This window comes from Methanocaldococcus sp. FS406-22 (genome assembly GCF_000025525.1).
In the GTDB taxonomy this organism is placed as follows: domain Archaea; phylum AGJL01; class Methanococci; order Methanococcales; family Methanocaldococcaceae; genus Methanocaldococcus.
Genome location: NC_013887.1, coordinates 822,756 through 842,779, shown reverse-complemented (window position 1 = coordinate 842,779; position 20,024 = coordinate 822,756). Strand labels below are relative to the sequence as shown.

19 protein-coding genes and 2 tRNA genes are annotated in these 20,024 nt (G+C 34.9%); 12 read left to right on the top strand and 9 right to left on the bottom strand.

The genetic code is table 11. The annotated features are described in order from the left end of the window. The first annotated feature begins 1 nt into the window (after position 1). Positions 2-631 (top strand): RIO1 family regulatory kinase/ATPase, encoded by a 630-nt coding sequence (locus MFS40622_RS04205; RefSeq protein WP_012980434.1) that lies wholly within the window; start codon positions 2-4, stop codon positions 629-631. A gap of 27 nt (positions 632-658) precedes the next feature. Then, complete coding sequence (locus tag MFS40622_RS04200) at positions 659-1,426, top strand: proteasome assembly chaperone family protein (protein WP_012980433.1); 768 nt, start codon at positions 659-661, stop codon at positions 1,424-1,426. Positions 1,427-1,454: 28 nt separating this feature from the next. On the opposite strand, the gene MFS40622_RS04195 is transcribed toward MFS40622_RS04200, so the two are convergent. The 4 genes from MFS40622_RS04195 to MFS40622_RS04180 form a co-directional block, all read right to left on the bottom strand. Then, the gene (locus MFS40622_RS04195) at positions 1,455-2,675 is read right to left on the bottom strand and encodes a methionine adenosyltransferase (protein ID WP_012980432.1); all 1,221 of its coding nucleotides are present in this window, start codon (positions 2,673-2,675) and stop codon (positions 1,455-1,457) included. Positions 2,676-2,797: 122 nt separating this feature from the next. After that, complete coding sequence (locus MFS40622_RS04190) at positions 2,798-3,478, bottom strand: KEOPS complex subunit Pcc1 (protein ID WP_012980431.1); 681 nt, start codon at positions 3,476-3,478, stop codon at positions 2,798-2,800. A gap of 66 nt (positions 3,479-3,544) precedes the next feature. Further along, positions 3,545-3,620: transfer RNA gene (locus MFS40622_RS04185), tRNA-Gly, on the bottom strand. 27 nt (positions 3,621-3,647) lie between these two features. Continuing rightward, positions 3,648-3,723 (bottom strand) — tRNA-Gly (locus MFS40622_RS04180). A 195-nt stretch (positions 3,724-3,918) separates the two neighbouring features. Between MFS40622_RS04180 and dnaG the strand changes: the two genes are divergently transcribed. The 8 genes from dnaG (at position 3,919) to MFS40622_RS04140 (ending at position 9,436) form a co-directional block, all read left to right on the top strand. Continuing rightward, positions 3,919-5,184 (top strand): DNA primase DnaG, encoded by a 1,266-nt coding sequence (dnaG, locus tag MFS40622_RS04175; protein ID WP_012980430.1) that lies wholly within the window; start codon positions 3,919-3,921, stop codon positions 5,182-5,184. Next, the gene (locus MFS40622_RS04170) at positions 5,177-5,488 is read left to right on the top strand and encodes a UPF0058 family protein (RefSeq protein WP_012980429.1); all 312 of its coding nucleotides are present in this window, start codon (positions 5,177-5,179) and stop codon (positions 5,486-5,488) included. Before dnaG ends, MFS40622_RS04170 begins: the two co-directional genes overlap by 8 nt. Before the next feature lie 12 nt (positions 5,489-5,500). After that, complete coding sequence (gene hisG / locus MFS40622_RS04165; protein ID WP_048197465.1) at positions 5,501-6,367, top strand: ATP phosphoribosyltransferase; 867 nt, start codon at positions 5,501-5,503, stop codon at positions 6,365-6,367. A 230-nt stretch (positions 6,368-6,597) separates the two neighbouring features. Beyond that, positions 6,598-6,951 (top strand): 50S ribosomal protein L7Ae, encoded by a 354-nt coding sequence (rpl7ae, locus tag MFS40622_RS04160; RefSeq protein ID WP_012980427.1) that lies wholly within the window; start codon positions 6,598-6,600, stop codon positions 6,949-6,951. 107 nt (positions 6,952-7,058) lie between these two features. Further along, positions 7,059-7,286 (top strand): 30S ribosomal protein S28e, encoded by a 228-nt coding sequence (locus MFS40622_RS04155; RefSeq protein WP_012980426.1) that lies wholly within the window; start codon positions 7,059-7,061, stop codon positions 7,284-7,286. 65 nt (positions 7,287-7,351) lie between these two features. Then, positions 7,352-7,564, top strand: coding sequence for a 50S ribosomal protein L24e (locus tag MFS40622_RS04150; RefSeq protein ID WP_010870713.1), 213 nt, complete (start codon positions 7,352-7,354; stop codon positions 7,562-7,564). A 79-nt stretch (positions 7,565-7,643) separates the two neighbouring features. Continuing rightward, entirely contained in the window at positions 7,644-8,735 is a 1,092-nt protein-coding gene (locus MFS40622_RS04145) for a DNA cytosine methyltransferase (RefSeq protein WP_012980425.1), read from the top strand. Positions 8,736-9,004: 269 nt separating this feature from the next. After that, positions 9,005-9,436: a RecB-family nuclease gene (locus tag MFS40622_RS04140; RefSeq protein ID WP_012980424.1), complete on the top strand. Its 432-nt coding sequence runs from the start codon at positions 9,005-9,007 to the stop codon at positions 9,434-9,436. Positions 9,437-9,468: 32 nt separating this feature from the next. Here the strand turns inward: MFS40622_RS04140 and MFS40622_RS04135 are convergent, their stop codons facing one another. Together MFS40622_RS04135 and MFS40622_RS04130 are read right to left on the bottom strand one after the other, a co-directional pair. Then, positions 9,469-11,751, bottom strand: a complete 2,283-nt coding sequence (locus MFS40622_RS04135; RefSeq protein WP_012980423.1) for a DHH family phosphoesterase — start codon at positions 11,749-11,751, stop codon at positions 9,469-9,471. Positions 11,752-12,287: 536 nt separating this feature from the next. Further along, a complete protein-coding gene (locus MFS40622_RS04130) occupies positions 12,288-14,150 on the bottom strand; it encodes a threonine--tRNA ligase (RefSeq protein ID WP_012980422.1) in 1,863 nt (620 codons plus the stop codon). A 104-nt stretch (positions 14,151-14,254) separates the two neighbouring features. Between MFS40622_RS04130 and MFS40622_RS04125 the strand changes: the two genes are divergently transcribed. Next, positions 14,255-15,358: an APC family permease gene (locus MFS40622_RS04125; protein WP_048197463.1), complete on the top strand. Its 1,104-nt coding sequence runs from the start codon at positions 14,255-14,257 to the stop codon at positions 15,356-15,358. 62 nt (positions 15,359-15,420) lie between these two features. Next, the gene (locus MFS40622_RS04120) at positions 15,421-16,977 is read left to right on the top strand and encodes a 2-isopropylmalate synthase (RefSeq protein WP_012980420.1); all 1,557 of its coding nucleotides are present in this window, start codon (positions 15,421-15,423) and stop codon (positions 16,975-16,977) included. A gap of 222 nt (positions 16,978-17,199) precedes the next feature. Here the strand turns inward: MFS40622_RS04120 and MFS40622_RS04115 are convergent, their stop codons facing one another. From MFS40622_RS04115 to vhuU, 3 genes are all read right to left on the bottom strand, one after another. Continuing rightward, the gene (locus MFS40622_RS04115) at positions 17,200-18,507 is read right to left on the bottom strand and encodes a formylmethanofuran dehydrogenase subunit B (RefSeq protein ID WP_012980419.1); all 1,308 of its coding nucleotides are present in this window, start codon (positions 18,505-18,507) and stop codon (positions 17,200-17,202) included. Positions 18,508-18,529: 22 nt separating this feature from the next. After that, the gene (gene vhuB, locus MFS40622_RS04110; protein ID WP_012980418.1) at positions 18,530-19,705 is read right to left on the bottom strand and encodes a F420-non-reducing hydrogenase associated-polyferredoxin VhuB; all 1,176 of its coding nucleotides are present in this window, start codon (positions 19,703-19,705) and stop codon (positions 18,530-18,532) included. A gap of 113 nt (positions 19,706-19,818) precedes the next feature. Continuing rightward, complete coding sequence (vhuU, locus tag MFS40622_RS04105; protein WP_012980417.1) at positions 19,819-19,971, bottom strand: F420-non-reducing hydrogenase selenoprotein subunit VhuU; 153 nt, start codon at positions 19,969-19,971, stop codon at positions 19,819-19,821. Positions 19,972-20,024: the final 53 nt, after the last annotated feature.

The window sequence follows — 20,024 nt, the reverse complement described above, 5'->3', positions numbered from 1 at the left end:
AATTAAAAAAGAAATCCTCAAAAAAATCCCAGAGAATATTTTAAATAAAGAAGCTATAAATAAGTTAGAAAATAAAGGAGTAGAGATTGTAGATGTTTTAGGTAAAGGACATAGGGGAGTCGTGTTAAAGGGCATCTACAACAATAAAGAGGTTGCCATAAAAATTCCAAGAACAGACAGTCCAAAAAACACCATAGAAAACGAAGCAAAAATCTTAAAACTCTTAGAAAAGTATGACATAGCTCCAAAGGTTTATGAGTTTGAAGAAGATTATTTAATTATGGAGTTTATAGATGGAGAGGAGCTAAAATCTGCTGTAGATAAATTAGACAAAGAGAGATTGTTAAAAGTAGTTGAAGACATCTTAAAAATAACTCTAAAACTTGACATCTTAGGAATTGAACATAAAGAGATACAAGGAGGAAGGCATTTCTTAATAACCGATAAAAAAACCTACATCATTGATTTTGACAAAGCTAAAGAAAAGAAAACTACAAAAAACTTCACTGGGGCAGTAGCTTTACTATTTGGAGAGGGGAGGATAGCAAAAACAATCAGAGAAAAACTAAATATTGGAATTGATGAAATAAAATTTATAAGGGAGTTTGCAAAAACATATAAAAAGCTCTAATGATAATAAATTATTAAGGTGATGCTTATGGTTAAAATTATCACAAGAAAGATAAAAGACATCGAACCTCTAAAAGATGCATTATTAATTGAAGGATTACCGGGCATTGGACACGTTGGAAGGTTAGCGGCTGAACATTTAGTTCATGAATTTAAAGGAGAGAAGTTTTTAGAGCTGTTTTGCTATGACTTTCCACCACAAGTTTTAGTTAAGGATGATGGAACTATAGAGTATATGTGTGCTGAATTTTATGCAATAAGAGAACCAAAACCAATGATTGTTGTTTTAGGTAACACCCAAGCTCTATCTCCAATTGGGCAATACCATTTAGCTGAAGAGATTGTTAAAATAGGTATAGAATATGGAGCTAACTTTGTCTATACTTTGGGTGGTTTTGGAGTTGGAAAGTTGTGTGAAGAAGTTAAGGTCTATGGAGCTACAACATCAAAAGAGCTTGCTGAAAAGCTAAAAGAGCATGATATTTTATTCAGAACTGATGGTGGGGGGATTGTTGGAGCTGCTGGCTTAATGCTAATGTTTGCTGACTTAAACGGCATTCCTGGGATATGTTTAATGGGAGAAACTCCGGGCTATCTAATAGATCCAAATGCTGCCAAGGCAGTTTTGGAAAAATTCTGCAAGCTTGAAAATATAGAAATTAATATGGAAGAGTTAGAGAAGAGAGCTAAGGGCATGGAGCAGTTCATTGAAAAGATTAAGAAGTTTGAAGAAGAGATGTTAAAAGCTGCCCAAGCAAAACCACCAAGTGAAGAGGATTTAAGATACATTGGATAAATAAAAAATAATTTTTTATTTTTTTAGTTTAGAATGTATTTACCTTACCCTCAACAATCATCTTTTGAACTTCCATAATGTTATCTAACCATTTATTAGCTATCTCTTTTGCTTTAGGCTCAATATCCTTTATATCATAACCATTTTCAGTTATAATCTCTATATCCAAAGCCTTTGGCTCATTTATTGGCTTACCTATTTGGCTTAATATTCTTACATAGCACTCTTTAACTCCTTCCAACTTAGCAATATCGTTTGCTATTAAGTTAGCTAAGATGTTATAAATCTTTCCAACGTGATTAACTGGGTTTTTACCACTTGCCGCCTCCATACTCATAGGTCTGAATGGAGTTATTAACCCATTAACCCTATTTCCTCTCCCAACTGAACCGTCATCTCCCATCTCTGCAGAAGTTCCAGTAACTGTTAAATAGACACTCTCCCTCTCATAATCGTCTGCAGTGTTTATATGAATCTCAACTTCATAACCGTCAGCTATCTTCTTAGCTAATTCTTCAACCTTCTTCCTCACTTTTTCAATAACCTCTTTATACTCTTCAATATTTTTAACATACTTATCAATAACAGCCATAGCAATGGTTAAAGTTATCTTCTTCCCTTCTCTCAATCCCATAACCTTTATATCCTCTCCTACAGCAGGAATTTCTTTCTTTAACTCATCACTATTTAAAAATCTCTCAGTTTCTAAAACCAATCTCTCTGTTGTTGATAATGGAGCATATCCAACTCCAAAGGAAGTGTCGTTAGCTAATGGAACTTCATTCTTCTGCCTTTCAAAGACATCAACTAAGTCCATACTTCCTTGCCCAATTCTGCAATCAATGATTACATCCTTATCAACATCAACGTTTCTTAAAACCTTTTTTAAATATTCTTTAGCTGCCTTAACTGCAGTTGTTCCAACTGGGAGTTTTATAACTTCATTTTTCTCCTTATCTAAAATTTCCATGGTAGCTCTTCCAGATAACAAAATATAAATAGGGCTTACCATCACTCCTCCACCAAATTTAGGATATGCGTGCCCTCCAACCAATTCAACCTGGTCTGTGTTGTGGTGCAAAATAGTTCCAAACTTCTCCATATACATCCTACACAAAGCCCTACTAACACTCTCAGCTATACCATCACAAATTGAATCTGGATGCCCCAAACCCTTTCTCTCGACAATCTCTACAGGTCTTTCTTCAATTGGCTCAACATCTAACTTTTTTACAATTATGTTTCTCATCTATATCACCATATCCTAATAATTCTCATTACCTAATGATAAAATAAATTTTTTATATTTAAAGTTAATCCTCTTATAAAATAGAGAGCTAAAAAATAGTTAAATTAGAAGAAATATTCTATTTAAATCCTCTTTACCATCCTCAACCACTCTTTGACAACTTCTTTTTCCTCAAATCCCAATTTTTTATAGAATTCAATAGCTCCCTTATTCTCAACCCCGACCCACAACTCAACAATATTTCTCCCATTTTTCTTAGCATATTCAATGGCTTTGTTTATTAAAGCTGTTCCAATCCCTCTCCCCCTAAAATCTGGGTCAACAAATATCTCATGGATTTCAGCAACCTCTCTCTTCTCTATATTGCTAATCCAATTACAATCACAGGCTATAAAACCAACTGGCTTTCCATTAACTTCACATACAAAAAATCCATCTTCATCTCTCTTCATCAACCATTTAAAATACCATCTCGCCCATTTTTTCTTTTTGTAATAGTATTTATCAAAACCTCTATATGCCTTAAAATAGAGCTCAAGGAAGTCATCTAAATCATCTTTGGTTACATTCCTTATTGTATAGGTTTTTATTAAGTTATAAACTTCCATAGCTGCATTTTGACATCTAAAAAAATCATCCAATATTGATTTTAAAGAACCAATTGAGTGAGTTTTAACATATAATGTTGGCTTTTTCTCACATTTTACTGTAATTTCAATATCCTCTTTACTGTAGTTATCAACCTCCAAGCTTCTACAAACCTCTTTTGGAATATTTAGGTGTAAGGTCAAATAAACCTTCATAATATCACAGAAACGATTTAAATTTATTAATTTAATTTTATGAATATATAGAGATAAAATAAAAAATGGTGCGCCGGCCGGGATTTGAACCCGGGTCGCTGGCTTGGAAGGCCAGAGTGATACCAGGCTACACCACCGGCGCATATCCAAACCAGGCTGTTAAAGCCAGTGGTGCGGCCTCCGGGATTTGAACCCGGGGTCCGGGCGTGGCAGGCCCGTGTGTTACCAGGCTACACCAAGGCCGCTCCACGTAAGCAACAATAACATACGCGGAACTCCTATAAATACTTTTTGGTTTTGTAGTTTTGAATATTTGATTAACTTAAAAACTTAAAAGAGGGGTATCAAAATAATTTTTTATACTTTGATTTATTCTATTAAAATATTAGTGAGATTACTCTCACTCATGAGACAGGTAGCAATTATTACTGGTGATTATCATGGATTTAGGGACTACCAAATATATCATTTATGCAGAACTCATCGCTGACGGTTATGTTGAAAAACATGATGTTATTGGAGCAATATTTGGGCAGACGGAAGGGCTGTTAGGGGATGAGTTAGATTTGAGAGAGCTACAAAAGACAGGAAGAGTTGGGAGGATAGATGTTGAACTAACCAATATCAATGGAAAGTCAATAGCTAAAATAATAGTTCCATCAAGTTTGGACAGGATTGAGACATCAATATTGGCTGCTACCTTAGAGACAATAGACAGAGTAGGGCCATGTGTTGCAACAGTTAAAGTAATAGACATTGAAGATATTAGAAAGAAGAAGAGAGAATATATAGTTGAAAGAGCTAAAGAGATTTTAAAGCAGTTGATGAGTAATATAGATGTGAATACAATTGTTGAAGAGGTTAAAGAAAGTGTAAGGATGGGAGAAATTATTGAATATGGTTCTGAAAGACTGCCAGCAGGCCCTGCAGTTGATAGCTCAGATGACATTATAGTTGTTGAGGGAAGAGCTGATGTCCTTAATTTATTAAGATGTGGAATAAAGAATGTGATAGCTGTTGAAGGAACCTCTGTCCCTAAAACTATCATAGAGCTTAGTAAGAAAAAGATAGTAACTGTTTTTACGGATGGAGATAGGGGAGGAGAGCTGATTTTAAAAGAACTACTACAAGTTTGTGATGTTGATTTTGTAGCAAGAGCTCCGCCAGGAAAAGAAGTTGAAGAGCTATCTAAAAAAGAGATTATGAAATGTTTAAGAAGTAAAGTTCCTGCTGAGCATATATTAGCTCAAATATTAAAAGATAAACAAAAAATTGAAGAAAAAGTATGTAAAGATGAAATTAAAAATATGGACATTCAAGCAATACCTGAAATAAAACCTGAAGTAGGTATAAATCCTAATGAAGCAGAGGTTTCAACTTTCTGCTGTAACTCTTCTAATGGTGAAGAAAAGCTTCCTCCAAAATATAATAAATACCGAAAGTTTTATGAAAAACTTATTAGATTAGAAGATTCTAAGGCGTTGATTATCAATGGCGATGAAGAGGAAGTTGTTAGTATTGAGGAGTTAATTAATAATACAGATAGCTATAAAACTGTTGATACCATTATAATTAATGGGACAGTTACTCAAAAACTTATCGATATCTTATATGAAAAAACAAACTTAATTTTCTGTAAGGATGCAAAAATCATAAAAAAGCCAGTTAATTTGACAGTTGTTACTTTTGGTGATTTAAATGCATAAGGATGAGCTGATTCAATTACACCAACTCCTTATCTATTTAAGAAAATATATTGAAAAAAAATATCATTGCGATAATAACGAATTTAAAGAGTATGATGAACTAAATATCTACCCCCATCATATTCATAGAACAAAAGCAGAGCATATATATGCAATCTTTTTACTTTCAAGCATTATAGCAAAAATTTTATCTGACAATGGAAAAATCCCAAGAAGTGTCTCAAACTTATTAAGAGTTAGTGGAGAAAAAATAAAAAAGGAAATTCAGAGAAAGAGATGTAAAATAAAAAATATAAATACATAATTAAGTGAGAGAATGATAATGTTCGCTCTACCAAATAAAGGGAGGATTTCAGAGCCAGTAATGAAAGTCTTAGAGAAAGCAGGGTTAAAGATTACAGTTAAGGGAAGAAGCTTATTTGCCAATACTGTAGATGACAACATCAAAGTAATGTTTGCAAGGGCAAGAGACATTCCAGAATTTGTAGCTGATGGAGTAGCAGATATAGGAGTAACTGGCTATGACTTAGTTTTAGAGAGGAATGTTGAAGATAAAGTTGATTTTCTATTAGATTTTGGATTTGGATTTGCAAAGTTGGTTTTAGCCGCTCCAGAAAATTCAAATATAAATAGTGTTGATGATATCAAAGAGGGGATGAGGGTAGCAACAGAATTCCCAAATCTAACAAAAAAATACTTTGAAAAATTAAATAAGAAAGTTGAAATTATTGAACTCAGTGGAGCTACAGAGATAGCTCCATTTATAGGAATAGCTGATTTAATTAGCGATTTGACATCTACAGGAACAACTTTAAGGTTAAATAGGTTAAAAGTTGTAGATGAAATTATTTCATCAACTACAAGATTAATAGCCAATAAAAATAGCTTAAAAGATAAAGAGAAGAGAGAGAAAATAAATCAAATAGTTATTGCAATAAAAAGTGTTTTATTTGCTGAAACAAAAAGATTAATTATGATGAATGCCCCAAAAGATAAGGTTGAGGAAATTAGAAAGTTAATTCCAGGAATGGCTGGTCCAACAGTTTCTAAGGTTTTATCTGACGATAATATGGTAGCTATTCATGCAGTTGTTAATGAGGATGAGATATTTACCTTAGTTCCTAAGCTTCATGCTTTGGGGGCAAGAGATATATTGATAGTGCCTATTGAGAGGATTTTATAAAGCTGTCCAAAAGTTTTATATACTAAAAGTCAATAAGTTGTTATACCTATTCTTGTAGCCAATCACCAAATAAAATAGTATTTTGCATGGTAAAGTATATAAGCCCTTTTGGGCTTATAAATGCCTTTATTAAGTAATAAAGTTTGGTGATTGGCTACAATCCACGATGATACGAGTGGGCAATTCCCTCCGGATTGCCCATTTTTAAAAGATGAAGGAGGTTGAAAGATATGGCAGTTTATGTAAAATTTAAAGTTCCAGAAGAAATTCAAAAAGAGTTATTAGATGCAGTTGCAAAAGCACAAAAAATCAAAAAAGGAGCTAACGAAGTTACAAAGGCAGTTGAAAGAGGTATCGCAAAATTAGTTATCATTGCTGAAGATGTTAAACCAGAAGAAGTTGTTGCTCATCTCCCATACTTATGTGAAGAGAAAGGAATTCCTTATGCTTACGTAGCTTCAAAACAGGACTTAGGTAAAGCTGCTGGATTAGAAGTTGCTGCATCATCAGTTGCTATCATCAACGAAGGAAATGCTGAAGAGTTAAAGGCATTAATTGAAAAAGTAAATGCTTTGAAGCAGTAAATTATTAGAAGCTATTGACTATAATGTTATTATATAGGGGATTATGAAACACCATTACTAACTTTTTTATAAATTTTTAAACCCTTCATTATTATTAGGTGATGAGGATGGAAGACGAATTTGTTTATAAGGAAGCAGTAGCTGCTGAAGTTATTGAAGTTATTGGTAGAACAGGAGTTACTGGAGGAATTATACAAGTTAGATGTAAAATCTTAGGTGGAAAAGACACTGGAAGAGTTTTAGTTAGAAACGTTAAAGGCCCAGTTAAAGTAGGAGATATCATTATGTTAAGAGAGACAGAGAGAGAAGCAAGACCATTAGACAGAAGAAGATAAATATAAAAATAATTTAACCCTAATTTATTTTAAAATCACTGAAACACTATTAAAGGGGGATAGCTATGCCAGAATGGAGAACATGCAGCTTTTGTGGTTATGAAATTGAACCTGGAAAAGGAAAAATGGTAGTAGAAAAAGATGGAACTGTATTATATTTCTGCTCATCAAAATGTGAGAAAAGCTACAGAATGGGAAGAAACCCAAGAAAATTAAAATGGACTAAAGTTTATCAAGATATGAAGGCAGAGTTAAAGAAAGCTCAAGAATCACAATAAGTTATTTGGCTTTTTTGATATTTAATTTAAATTTTTAAATTTACCTTATTTTTTAAAATAACCTTTTATTTTGGTGATAATGTTGAAATTTATTGATTTATTTTGTGGATGTGGGGGATTTTCAAGAGGGTTCGTGGAAGAGGGTTTTGAGCCGTTAGTAGCTATAGAGCTAAATGAGGATGCTGCTTTTTCTTATGCATTAAACTTTAATGGAAAAATATATGAAAAAATAAGACCAGGAGAATTCAAATTGAGAGAATTAAAGGGTTATGTTGGAATCTACTCATTTAAATTTCCTTTTGAAGAGGAAGATATAAAGTGGTTAAAAAACTTGGGAACACTAAATGAAAAAACTGAAAAACTAAGTCCTGTTGTTATTAATGATGACATTAGAGAAATTCATGCACTCGAAATAGAAAAGTTCTGCAAAAATAAAAAGGTAGATGTTATTATTGGAGGCCCTCCTTGTGAAGGATATACAGGAGCTAATCCAAAAAGAGAGAAAAACCCATATGATAGATTGTATAAAGATGAAACTGGAAGATTAGTTTTAGAATATATAAGGATTGTTGGGGATTTGCAGCCAAAGATATTTGTTATGGAAAATGTTCCTGGCATTAAAGAGGTTAGGGGGGAGATAATAAAAGAGTTTAGAGAAATTGGTTATGAGGACGTTTATTTTAACACATTGAGAGCAGAGGATTATGGAAATCCATCTGTCAGGAGAAGAGTTTTTGTTTCAAACATAGAAATAAACCCAGAAAAAACTCAGCCAAAAACTGTTATTGAGGCAATAGGAGATTTAATGTATAAAGGTAGAGATGTCCCAAATCATGAATTTGCCGCTCTACCTGCAAGGTTTAGAAGAAGAGTTCATAGATTAGGATGGGGAGATGCATTTATCTATTTCAAAGGAGCTAATAGAAGGTTGGGGAACTATATAAGATTGCATCCACTAAAATTGGCTGAGACCGTTATGGGTAAGAGATTCTTTATCCACCCTTATGAAGATAGGTTGCTAACACCAAGAGAACAGGCAAGGTTGATGAGTTATCCTGATTATCATCTATTCGCTGGAGGTATAAGAAGCTGTTATAATCAGATTGGGGAAAGTGTCCCCGTGGCTTTAAGTAGGGCTATAGCTAAGGTAGTTAAGGAAAATCTAAGATGAGGCATTGCCGAGCGTAGCGAGGCAATGCATCCGTTTTGATGAACGCACCATAGGGGCTTCGCCCCTATTGGGATACCCCAAAAAGTTTTGATCAACCTTTTCCTAAAAGGTTGTTCGAGGAAACTTTTACTAAAAGTTTCGGCGGAGAGTGTTCCTGTAGCTTTAAGTAGAGCTATTGCTAAAGTAGTTAAAGAAAACTTAAAATAAAGAAATAATGGAAATAAAAACTATAAAAATAAAAATTACAAAAAATTAAAAAGGTGAGAAAAATGTTCATTTGCTTACACAACACATACAGTGCTAAACAGGTAGAAGAGTTTGGAAGAATTGCCTATGGATTTGACATCAATACAATAGTTGTAACAAAGGCAACAGCATCAGCTGCTCAGAGTGGAATTCCAACACTACATAAAATGGCATACAAATTAGGAAAGAATGTTTTATTCTTTGAAGAGTTGGATGATGCCATAGAAGTTTTAAGACCTGAAAAGGTATTTTTAATTGGAAATAAAAGCATCTGTGATGAAAAATTAGATTTTAATGAAGTTGGAGAAAATGATTTGGTTGTTTTCTGTGGGGCATCAACTGGATTCACAAAATTAGAGTTAGAGAAAGGTTTAGGAAGATATATAGTTGAAAATGAGATTGGAGCTTTGGGTAATTTAGCTATCTTCTTATATGAAATGAGCAAAAAAATCTAAAAAATTATTTTATTATTTTTATTTTCACCTAATCACTCTTTTGGTTTCATACTTTTGATGATTTCAATAAATCTACCAATTACTTTATCTCTCAGCCCCTCAACAAATTTTAAGCTACCTGCACACTCATGCCCTCCTCCATCCAAAGATGCCTCTGGAATCTCTTCCATTAACTGCTCAACTATCAAGTTTAAGTTAAAGTTATATTTCTCATGAACTGCATCTGTAGCCCTAACAACTCCAAAGTCAGGACCATAGGAGAGAGTTATAATTGGCTTATCCTCACCATATTTTTGGACTATATAATCATGAGCAAATCCAGTGGTTTTTCCTGGAGCTGGGAAGGTAAATTTGTGGGCATATTTCTCAACATCTAAGGTGTTCAATATAATGCCATTCTCTAAGAACTCTGTTTTTAAAGCTGGAATTACAGCTTTCATCTGCCTTTCAACCATCTTCATTGCCTGCTCATACAATATATCTATTAATTCTTCATGCCTTCCAAACTCTCTTATGTTTGTTGCTAATATATCATCAACAATTCCCTTACCATCCATAAATCTCAAGTAGAATGCCTCAAAATCCATACACAAAGCTATTTTCTCTAAATACTCCCTATCATAAGTTCTTCCTTTACCATATTTTTTACTCAGTTCATTTAATCTATCTAAGGCAATTTTTACATACTGTTCTGCCTCTTCTCCTTTAGCATGGTCTCCAACAACTGCTATTCCTGGAATATGCTTTATTTCATCTTCAACATCAGGATTAATCATTCTCGCTATCTCAGTTCCTAAGACACCAGCAGTTAAGTTGCTGTCTCCTCCAACTAAGTAAGGGTTTACATGGGCATCTACGTAGTCATCAACCTCTACTCTACCATCAACAACCTCTCCAGGGAAGTGGTGGTCTATAACAATAACCTCTATACCATAGGCCTTTGCCTTGGATATGGCTGGGATGTCCTCATCGGTACTTCCATTATCAATCAATACAATCAAAGGAAGTTTCTGTCCAAATTTCAAAGCATCTTCTATAGAGAATACTAAATCCTTTGTTACATCCTCTAATTCATAGAATGGTGCTTTTGATGGTCTTCTCTTAAAGAAGTGCCATATTGCATCAACATCTATAGCAAATTTATCAATTATTGGCAATATTGCCTTTTCTAATGCAATCCCTCCACAATAACCATCTGTATCTGCATGATGTCTAATAATTATTGGTCTTCCATCTAAAACTGCCTTTCTAATCCTCTTAGCTACATCAGCCATTTTTGGTCTTAGTTTCTCTAAAATCTCACTCTTAACTAAGAATGGTATATCCTTAGCTGGTTCTGCCCTTCTATCAATTTCCTCCTCTATCTTTTTCTTAATCTCCTCTGCCTCTTCTCCTTCCAATTTTTGAAGCTTTATTCTCTCAATCTGTAATCTTCCATCCCTTATTGTAACTCTTCCAATAACATCAACTATATCCCCAACTTTAACATCTGGATGGGCTCTCAAACCAGCTATTTCTAAAGCAGCTACCCAAGCAAAGTCAGTTCCATCTGTTATTGTAAATACTGTAGGTCCTGGTGTCTGAACAATCTGAACAACCTCTCCTCTAATATGCACAACCTGGTCTCTCATCTCAACTAAATTTTGAGATATATCCTTTATCTGTGTTAGAGGAACTTCTTTTTCATACTTAACTAAATCATAGGTTGTTAATGGGATATATTTAAAGTCAATCTCTCTCTTTTCGGGTCTTACATCTATTGCTTGAACTATGATTTCATCACCAATATTTAAATTTTCTAATTTTAAGCTTATCATATCTCTCGGTCTTAAAAGCCCTCTAACTTGCTCATTTAAGTTAATGAAAGCTCCATACTTTTCAATTCTTGTAACAACCCCTTTGTAAAATTTACCTGGCTCAACATCGTAAAATGTGGCAAGTTCATCAAATACATACACATTTCTAAGCCCTTTCTTCCTCTCTTCTTCTTCTTTTAAACACTTATCACACAATGTCCTATCTTTAAAGTCGGGATATTTTCCAATTATAGCTCCACATCTATCACATTTAACTACCTTTCCACTTCCACCGCAGAAGTCACATTTTGCATAAACTGGAACTTTTCCTGTTCCTTTACACTTTGGACATTCTATCTCTCCATAATCTAAGTCATAATTAGCTCTCTTAGAAACTCTTTTCATGTGTTGCTTTGGTGAAAATTCATCTATAAATCCAGTTCCTTCACATACAGGGCATGTTTTATATTTAACTATCTTTTTTCCAGTTCCATCACAAATTGGACATTTTACTATCATGCTCTCCCCCAGATAATTATGACATACTCTCCGCCCTAAAGGGCGGAGTTTCTTTAGGAGAGCAGAGGGTTTAAAACCCTCACCCTCCATGGGTTGCCAAGCCCACTATCCCTACCCCTTTCGGGGTTCGGGACTACCTTTTCCCAACTTAACGTCCCCAGCGGTGGGATTTTCGAGACTGAAGTTTCTGCTTCAGGTAGCGAAATCTTTGATTTCGCCTGAATCCCACCCATAATAACGTGGACTGGGGACAATCGTTAGATTCTAACTTCGAATATATAAAAATTACGCTTGTCCCACCCACCTCCCCTAATTCATCACCGCCCTAAAGGGCGGTGCTTTCTTAGCGACAATTAATGGTAAAAAAGCCATAGCTTTAAATTTATTAAGCTTGTTAGGCTATAATCATTATAAAGTTGTGAATATGTAATATAAAAAATAGCTAACAGATAATTATTTAAAAAAATATTGATTGGTGTTTATATACTTTTTCATGCATAACAATAAAAAGATATAGATTTATTGTTATGAAATTTTTAATGGAACTTTGGTTGTAATGAGCATCTTATTGGTAATGGTAATGGTCTATATGGGTAGTTAGCAGTTTCTTTTTTAACCCTCTCAATTAACTCATCAACTGTCATCTTCTCTTTATATGGTTTCTTTAAGGTTGATTTCTCTCTAATGGTAACTGTTAATTTGCCAGATTCCATTTCTTCATCTCCAACAACCACAACATAAGGAATCCACTCTTTTCCAGCATTTCTAATCTTTTTGCTTACACTTTCTTCTCTATCATCAAAATCTGCTCTAATATTGCTTTCTCTCAACTTCTCAGCAACTTTTAATGCATAGTCGTAATGCCTCTCAGCTACTGGAATAACCCTAACCTGTATTGGTGATAGCCAAACTGGTAGCATTGGAGCGTTTCCTTCTTTAGCTTCTATAGCAGCTTTTTCTAATAAACCACATAAAACCCTCTCAATTGAACCAGTTGGTGAGCAGTGCAATATTATTGGATAAACCTCTCCTTCGTTTGTATGCACTTTTATATCAAATCTCTTAGCACTCTCAACGTCTATCTGGACTGTTGGGTTTTCAATAGGCCTTCCTAAGCTGTCTATAACAGCAATATCTACCTTACCAACCCAGTAGTGTTTTCTTTTTGGCAATATCTCTAAGATAACATCCTTCCCATACTTGCTCTTATATTCTTTAGCTATCTTAAAGAACCAGTCCCTATGCTCATCAAAGAAGTCCTTTGTGAATCTAAATATCACTGAATAACTTAGATTTAAATCATCTCCTGTCTTTAAACACTCCCAGAATTGTTTTTCAAATTCTTCCATTGCCTGTTCTAAGTTTAAACAAACGGTATGCATATCTGGCATTGTGAAGCATCTTAATCTTTTTAAACCTACTAACTCTCCTCTCTGCTCATATCTAAAGCTGTATGTTGATAATTCATAGAGTTTTAAAGGGAGGTATCTTGGCAATAGATACATGTCCTTTTTCATCATAAACTGTCCAAAGCATGCTGCAAATCTCAACATTAACTCTCTATTTCCCTGTCTAAACCTATACTGCCTCTCTCCAAATTTGTCAGCATGCTCTCTAATTGCCTTATTACCCAAATCATACATGATTGGTGTTTCTACTGGCATTGCTCCCATACTAACAACTAAGTTATAAACATAGTCTGCCAATAAATCTCTAATTAGCTTACCTTTTGGATACCATCTAAAGTGTCCAGGGTCTGATGCCTCTTCATAACTGCAGATATCTTTCTCTTTAATAAACTTTACATGTGGAGGCTCATCATGCTCTTTATGCTCTCTAATTCCCAACTCATGTTTAGCTAAAGCTAATAACTCATCATCTTTGATTATGTTGATGTTGTTTTCACTTAGCTCAACAATCTCCTCTGTTTCTGGATTTAATAGATAAAACTTGGATTCTTCTCCTTTCTCTTTCTTCTCTTCCTTAGCTACAATCTTTCTTGATAACTCACTTAATGGATGCCCTTTACAGCTTATTTTAAATGCCTTATACCATCCAAATGGTGCTCTTAAGACATTATAACCCTTCTCTTTTAAAATATCTTCAATGTCTTTCAAAACCTTTACAGCGGTTTCTGGTGAGGATAAATCACTTGATAAGTGAGCATAAGGATAAACAACAATATTATTAACCTTTAATTGATTGGCAACCTTCTCAATCTCTTCAACTGCTCCTATTGCAGTCCCTTTTGGATTGTTTTCATCCTCTCTCTCAACGGCTATAAAGCAAGCTAAACACTCATCCAACTTGCCTCTTAAGTTTTCTGTTTCCTCTGCAATCTTTGTTTTTTGTTTAGCCTCAAACTCTAAGTAATCAGAGTGGATTAATAACATCCTCATCTTATCCCTCATTCGAATTTTGGATAAAGATAATTATAAAACAACACAATATTAAATAAATATTTTTGCTTTGATGTGTCTAAGTAATGTATGGGGTTATAGCTATGGGGCATTTAACACTCAAAGATGCAGTATTTTTAACAATAACATCTATTGTTGGTGGAGGAATTTTTGTTCTTTCCCCATTAACCTATTTGCTATTTGGAAAATCCACAATATGGGGTTGGGTTTTGTTGATATTTGTATCTCTAATTATGGCTTCCCCATTTGCCTATGCATCAACAAAGATAAGTGAAAGTGGAGGGGTTTATAAGTTTGTAATGAAAATTTTAGGTAGAGAGATAGGGATTTTTTCAGCTTATATTTTATGGCTCTCTGGGGTTTTTGCTCTATCTGGAGTGGTGTCATTCTTTGAAATAGTGTTTAATACTAAATTTGATATCCCTTATGTTGGATTGTTTCTAATTGCTATTTTAACTGCTTTAATCTTAGCTGGGATTAGGATAGTAGGCAACTTTGTCAGAATCTTTGGGATTTTAACAATAACCATTATTCTATATATGGTATTTTCAAATGGGATAAAAATTGATAGCATTGGAGAGTTTAATCTAAAAAATGCTATCTTAACCATTTACTTTGGATTATGGACAGCTACCGGATGGGAAGGCATAACAATGCCATTATCGGCATTTAAAAATCAAAAAGCTATAGCTTATGGGCTTTTGATAGGAACTTTTATTATTGGAATTTTATATTTGCTGTTTTCATTGACTGTAATATCCATAAATGTCAAAACAAACAACTTGGATGAGATATTAAAAATATTGATTGGAGATAACCTATTTTTGTTGGCTGGGATGTTGATAATAATATCAAGCTGTGCCTTCAGTGTTTTATTTACCCTTTCATATATGCCCTATGGAATGGGAAAAGATAAGATATTCCCAAAAGTATTTGTAAAGCTAAGAAAAGAGATTCCCTATTATGGAGTTATCTTAAATACATTATTGGTTATAATGCTGTTAATCTTTGATGCAAAGACTTTGGTAGATATGAGTATGTTCTCTACTTTAATAGCTTATTTTCTGCTATATTTGGCAGTGTTTAAAGAATCAGTTGGAAAGATAAAGGTTATATCATTAGCTTCTATGATAATAACTGGATTGTTGATATTATTTAGGGCTTATAATTTTATTTTTAGTTGTTAATTAAATTTTTATAATACCTTCAAAAATAGATAGTTAGATGCTAAAAGTTTCTTGGTGGGATTATGATAATTTATAGGGATGAGAATGAGATTATAAAAAAAGCCCTTGAAAACCTAAATATTCCAGATAGAGTTTATATCTTTGACACAACACTTAGAGATGGTGAGCAAACTCCTGGAGTATCTCTAACACCAGAGGAAAAGATAGAAATTGCCATAAAATTAGATGACTTAGGAGTTGATGTTATTGAAGCTGGATTTCCGGTATCTTCCTTAGGAGAGCAGGAGGCAATTAAAAAAATCTGCTCACTAAACTTAGATGCTGAAATCTGTGGATTGGCAAGGGCTGTTAAGAAAGATATAGATGTAGCTATTGACTGCGGAGTTGATAGAATCCACACATTTATAGCAACCTCTCCATTGCACAGAAAATACAAACTAAAAAAATCTAAGGAGGAAATTATTAACATAGCAGTTGAGGCTATAGAGTATATAAAAGAACATGGAATTAGAGTAGAGTTTTCAGCAGAAGACGCTACAAGAACTGAGCTTGATTATTTAATAGAGGTCTATAAAAAGGCAGTTGAAGCTGGAGCAGATATAATCAACGTCCCAGATACAGTTGGTGTTATGATTCCAAGAGCTATGTATTATTTAATAAGTGAGTTAAAGAAGGAGATAAAAGTTCCTATATCTGTGCATTGCCATAATGACTTTGGTTTGGCTGTTGCTAATTCATTAGCTGCTATAGAAGCTGGAGCAGAGCAAGTTCATTGCACAATCAACGGTTTAGGAGAGAGAGGAGGAAATGCTGCCTTAGAAGAGGTAGTTATGAGCTTAATGTCAATTTATGGTGTTAAAACTAATATTAAAACTGAGAAATTATATGAGATATCTCAACTTGTATCAAAATACACTGAAATTAAGGTTCAACCAAACAAGGCAATCGTTGGAGAAAACGCTTTCGCTCACGAGAGCGGAATACATGCACACGGAGTTTTAGCTCATGCACTAACCTATGAGCCTATCCCTCCAGAATTAGTTGGGCAGAAGAGAAAGATAATATTAGGTAAGCACACTGGGACACATGCAATTGAGGCAAAGTTAAAAGAGTTGGGAATTGAGGTTGGTAAAGATATAAATAAAGAGCAGTTTGATGAGATAGTTAAGAGAATTAAAGCCCTTGGAGATAAGGGGAAGAGAGTTACTGACAGAGATGTTGAGGCAATCGTTGAGGATGTTGTTGGTAAGTTAGCTAAAGAAGAGAGAGTTGTTGAATTAGAGCAGATAGCAGTTATGACTGGAAATAGGGTTATTCCAACTGCATCAGTTGCTTTAAAGATTGAAGAAGAGATTAAGAAAAGCTCAGCTATTGGTGTTGGGCCTGTAGATGCGGCAGTTAAAGCAATACAAAAAGCAATTGGGGAGAAGATTAAACTTAAAGAGTATCATATAAATGCCATAACTGGAGGAACTGATGCATTGGCAGAGGTTATCGTAACCTTAGAAGGATATGGTAGGGAGATAACAACAAAAGCAGCAAGTGAGGATATAGTTAGAGCTTCAGTTGAGGCAGTTATAGATGGAATAAACAAGATCTTGGTAAAAAAAGAAAAATAATTTCTTCTCCTTATTTATTTTTAATTTTAATTTATATATTTGAATTAACAAATTTAACTGTCTAAAATAATAAAGTGTTGGAGGGTCCCTTACGGGTTCCCCTCCAACATACGACGTGTCAACGCAGGATGTAGGATACCCCAAAGATGGTTAGCGTTGCACGCCCACCCCAATATCTCATTAAATACAAATCTAATATTTATACTTTTCTTATTAGTGTTTTTAGAGCATCTCTTTAACTTTCTTAATGAGCATCTTCAATATTTCTCTATCTGGTAAAACACCCTCTGGTGGGTCTATAACCTTTCTCAACTGAATTGGAACTCCATCCATTCTATAAGCAGTTCCTTCAACCTCAACTCCAGCAATTGCTGGAGGAATTATAATGTTAGCTAACTGAGTTGTTGGTGTTTCGTGTGGGTCGATACAAACTAATGGTATCTTTGCCATATGTTGCACTGCCTTTTGTGGGAAGTGTGCCCCAGGGTCTGAAGCGATGTTTAACATCATGTCAGTCTCTCCTCTCTGCAACAAGTCATTAGCTGTTGTTTCTCCTGGGTTGTATCTTGGATATCCTCTTGAGAAATCAACTCCAAATGGGAAACCAGTAACCCATGTTAATACTTGGTTGAATCCATTGACGTTGTAGTGTCCTCTCATTGGCATTAGTCCGAATTTTGTGTAAGCATTTAAATCAATAACCAATTGGATGGCATTGTCAATGTTTCTATGCTTACCTCTTGTCATTGTTACTCCCATAGCGAAGAACAACTCTCCAAACTGGGCATTCTTACATATTTCCATAGCTTCATAGATTAAATCAACTGGAACTCCTGCAACTTTATCTACTTGCAATTCAAAGCCTTTTAATACAGCCCTCATTGCACTAATTAACTCATAATCCTTATGAGGCTCAACCTGCAAATGCACGTCTGCCAACTTTGCAGTATCAGTCTCTCTTGGGTCAACGACAATTAAAGTCCTATCCTCTCTACCCCTCTCCCTGAAAAATCCTCTCGCAAATACTGAATACCTACTCATATGCCTTGGGTGGGCGTGCATTGGATTTGAACCCCAATAAATAATTACATCAGCTCTATTCTTAACCTCTCCTAAGGTACAGACCGGGTATCCTACATCCTGCAATGCCAGAACAGAAGGCCCGTGTCAAACACTTGCAGTGTTATCAATAACAGCCCCAACCAATTCAGCTAACTCAACCCCGTACATATGTGCGTGGCATTCAGTAGCACTCCATCCGTAAATTAAAGGTAATGAGGATTCAACTAATAGTCTTGCAGTCTCTTCAATTGCAGTTTCATAATCAACTTTTTTGAACTCATCCTTTTTATTTTCTCTCATCAATGGCTCTGTATATCTCACAGCCCCTTCAAAGTGCATAAACTTAGCGTTACCAATTCTACAAGCATGTCTTGTTCCAACTATGTGGTTGTCTTCAACCAAAATCTCTAAGTCATCACATAAAGTCCCACAGAATGGACAGACAACGTTTCTAACAACCTTTACCATAAGGGATTCACCCCTTTTTTAATTATCTTAATTCCAAAACCTTCTTTCCTTTCTTCTCTTTCTCAGCAACACTTAAGCAGAGTAAGCACATTACGCAGTAGCCTTTTAGTGGTAGTTTGCCTCTTGATAGTCTTAAAGTCTTCATTGGGCAGACTTCTACACATTTTCCGCATTTGTCACATAAGTATGGGCTGAATTCGATTCTGTTATACTCTTTACCGTTATGTTCTATCTTACCTAATTTTAAAGCTCCGGTTGGGCAGGCTACAGTACAAGCTCCGCAGACGATGCACATTCTGACTTCTTTTTTATCCTCATCGACTACTATTGCCTCAGTTGGGCAGACTGAGGCACATTTTTTCAAAACCTCATAGTCCTCTTCTACGATGACTAAACCTTCATCGGTTATTGGGTGTGGTGAGCTTAACTTAACCTCTAACTCTAATGCATTGACTGGGCAGGTGTTTACACAGAGTTTACAAGCTGGACATGATTTTGGTGGGATGACAATCATATTTTCTTTATCAACCTTAATCATATTCCCTGGACAGACTTCGACACACTTTAGACAGTAGATACACTTCTCTGCATTGACTTCGAACTTCTTAACCTCCTTCCTCCTCTTCTTAGGTATCTTACCAGCTACGAATATGGCATTCCATGGACATGTTTGAGCACAAATACTACAGTAAATACACTTACTCTTATCAATAACTGCCTTCCCATCCTCTAAGGTTATTGCACTTACAGGACACTCAGGAACACAAATTCCACAACCAACACAAGCCTCTGTAACTACAATCGGTTCCTTCGGAGCCTTAACCTCCCTCTTAGGCTTATCAATAACTCCAGGCAAGGAGATGATTTCAATCGGACAAACTTCAATACATTTTTGGCAAAGGACACAATGTCCTTTTGAGTAAGGGAAGTCATCATCAACCTTCTTTATCCCAATAGGACAAGCCTCAGCACAGTTACCGCATTTCTCACACTTATGAGCCAAATAACTAACCCTCTTCAACTTCTTTCCGTTGATTTCTATTTCTTCCTCAACCAAAGCCCCAGTCGGACAAGCCTTAACACACTCCATACACAAGTTACAAACGTTAAAATTATCTATATCTATTGCTTTGGTTGGACACTCCGCCTGACACGCATAACACACCAAACAAGCATCCCTCTGAATTGTTATGCTCATCAATCCCATCCTCCTAAAAATTATATGCTAAAATCCGAAAAAGGATTTTAGCGAATTCCCCCCGCATAGGGGGAAAATACCCACAACCTCCCAAATTGGGTTCGGTTGTGGGCTTATTCTTTAATAACCTCAATAATTTTGTTTCCTTTTTCATCTTTAACTATTATGTGAGCAGCACATGAATATCAAGGGTCGTAAGCTCTTAAAACCATCTCTATTAGGTTTAACTTCACTTCATCAACTTTAACTGTGCTCTTCTCAGCCATGTTTATCACCAAATAACAATGATTTGATAATCATAATATCAATCATAATATCA

Coding starts and splice junctions, on each gene's coding strand:
- MFS40622_RS04155 (WP_012980426.1), top strand. CDS start 7,059: ATGGAAGACGAATTTGTTTATAAGGAAGCAGTAGCTGCTGAAGTTATT.
- MFS40622_RS04190 (WP_012980431.1), bottom strand. CDS start 3,478: ATGAAGGTTTATTTGACCTTACACCTAAATATTCCAAAAGAGGTTTGT.
- MFS40622_RS04140 (WP_012980424.1), top strand. CDS start 9,005: ATGTTCATTTGCTTACACAACACATACAGTGCTAAACAGGTAGAAGAG.
- MFS40622_RS04130 (WP_012980422.1), bottom strand. CDS start 14,150: ATGAGGATGTTATTAATCCACTCTGATTACTTAGAGTTTGAGGCTAAA.
- hisG (WP_048197465.1), top strand. CDS start 5,501: ATGATAATGTTCGCTCTACCAAATAAAGGGAGGATTTCAGAGCCAGTA.
- MFS40622_RS04125 (WP_048197463.1), top strand. CDS start 14,255: ATGGGGCATTTAACACTCAAAGATGCAGTATTTTTAACAATAACATCT.
- MFS40622_RS04195 (WP_012980432.1), bottom strand. CDS start 2,675: ATGAGAAACATAATTGTAAAAAAGTTAGATGTTGAGCCAATTGAAGAA.
- MFS40622_RS04150 (WP_010870713.1), top strand. CDS start 7,352: ATGCCAGAATGGAGAACATGCAGCTTTTGTGGTTATGAAATTGAACCT.
- vhuB (WP_012980418.1), bottom strand. CDS start 19,705: ATGAGCATAACAATTCAGAGGGATGCTTGTTTGGTGTGTTATGCGTGT.
- dnaG (WP_012980430.1), top strand. CDS start 3,919: ATGGATTTAGGGACTACCAAATATATCATTTATGCAGAACTCATCGCT.
- MFS40622_RS04145 (WP_012980425.1), top strand. CDS start 7,644: ATGTTGAAATTTATTGATTTATTTTGTGGATGTGGGGGATTTTCAAGA.
- MFS40622_RS04120 (WP_012980420.1), top strand. CDS start 15,421: ATGATAATTTATAGGGATGAGAATGAGATTATAAAAAAAGCCCTTGAA.
- MFS40622_RS04135 (WP_012980423.1), bottom strand. CDS start 11,751: ATGATAGTAAAATGTCCAATTTGTGATGGAACTGGAAAAAAGATAGTT.
- rpl7ae (WP_012980427.1), top strand. CDS start 6,598: ATGGCAGTTTATGTAAAATTTAAAGTTCCAGAAGAAATTCAAAAAGAG.
- MFS40622_RS04200 (WP_012980433.1), top strand. CDS start 659: ATGGTTAAAATTATCACAAGAAAGATAAAAGACATCGAACCTCTAAAA.
- MFS40622_RS04170 (WP_012980429.1), top strand. CDS start 5,177: ATGCATAAGGATGAGCTGATTCAATTACACCAACTCCTTATCTATTTA.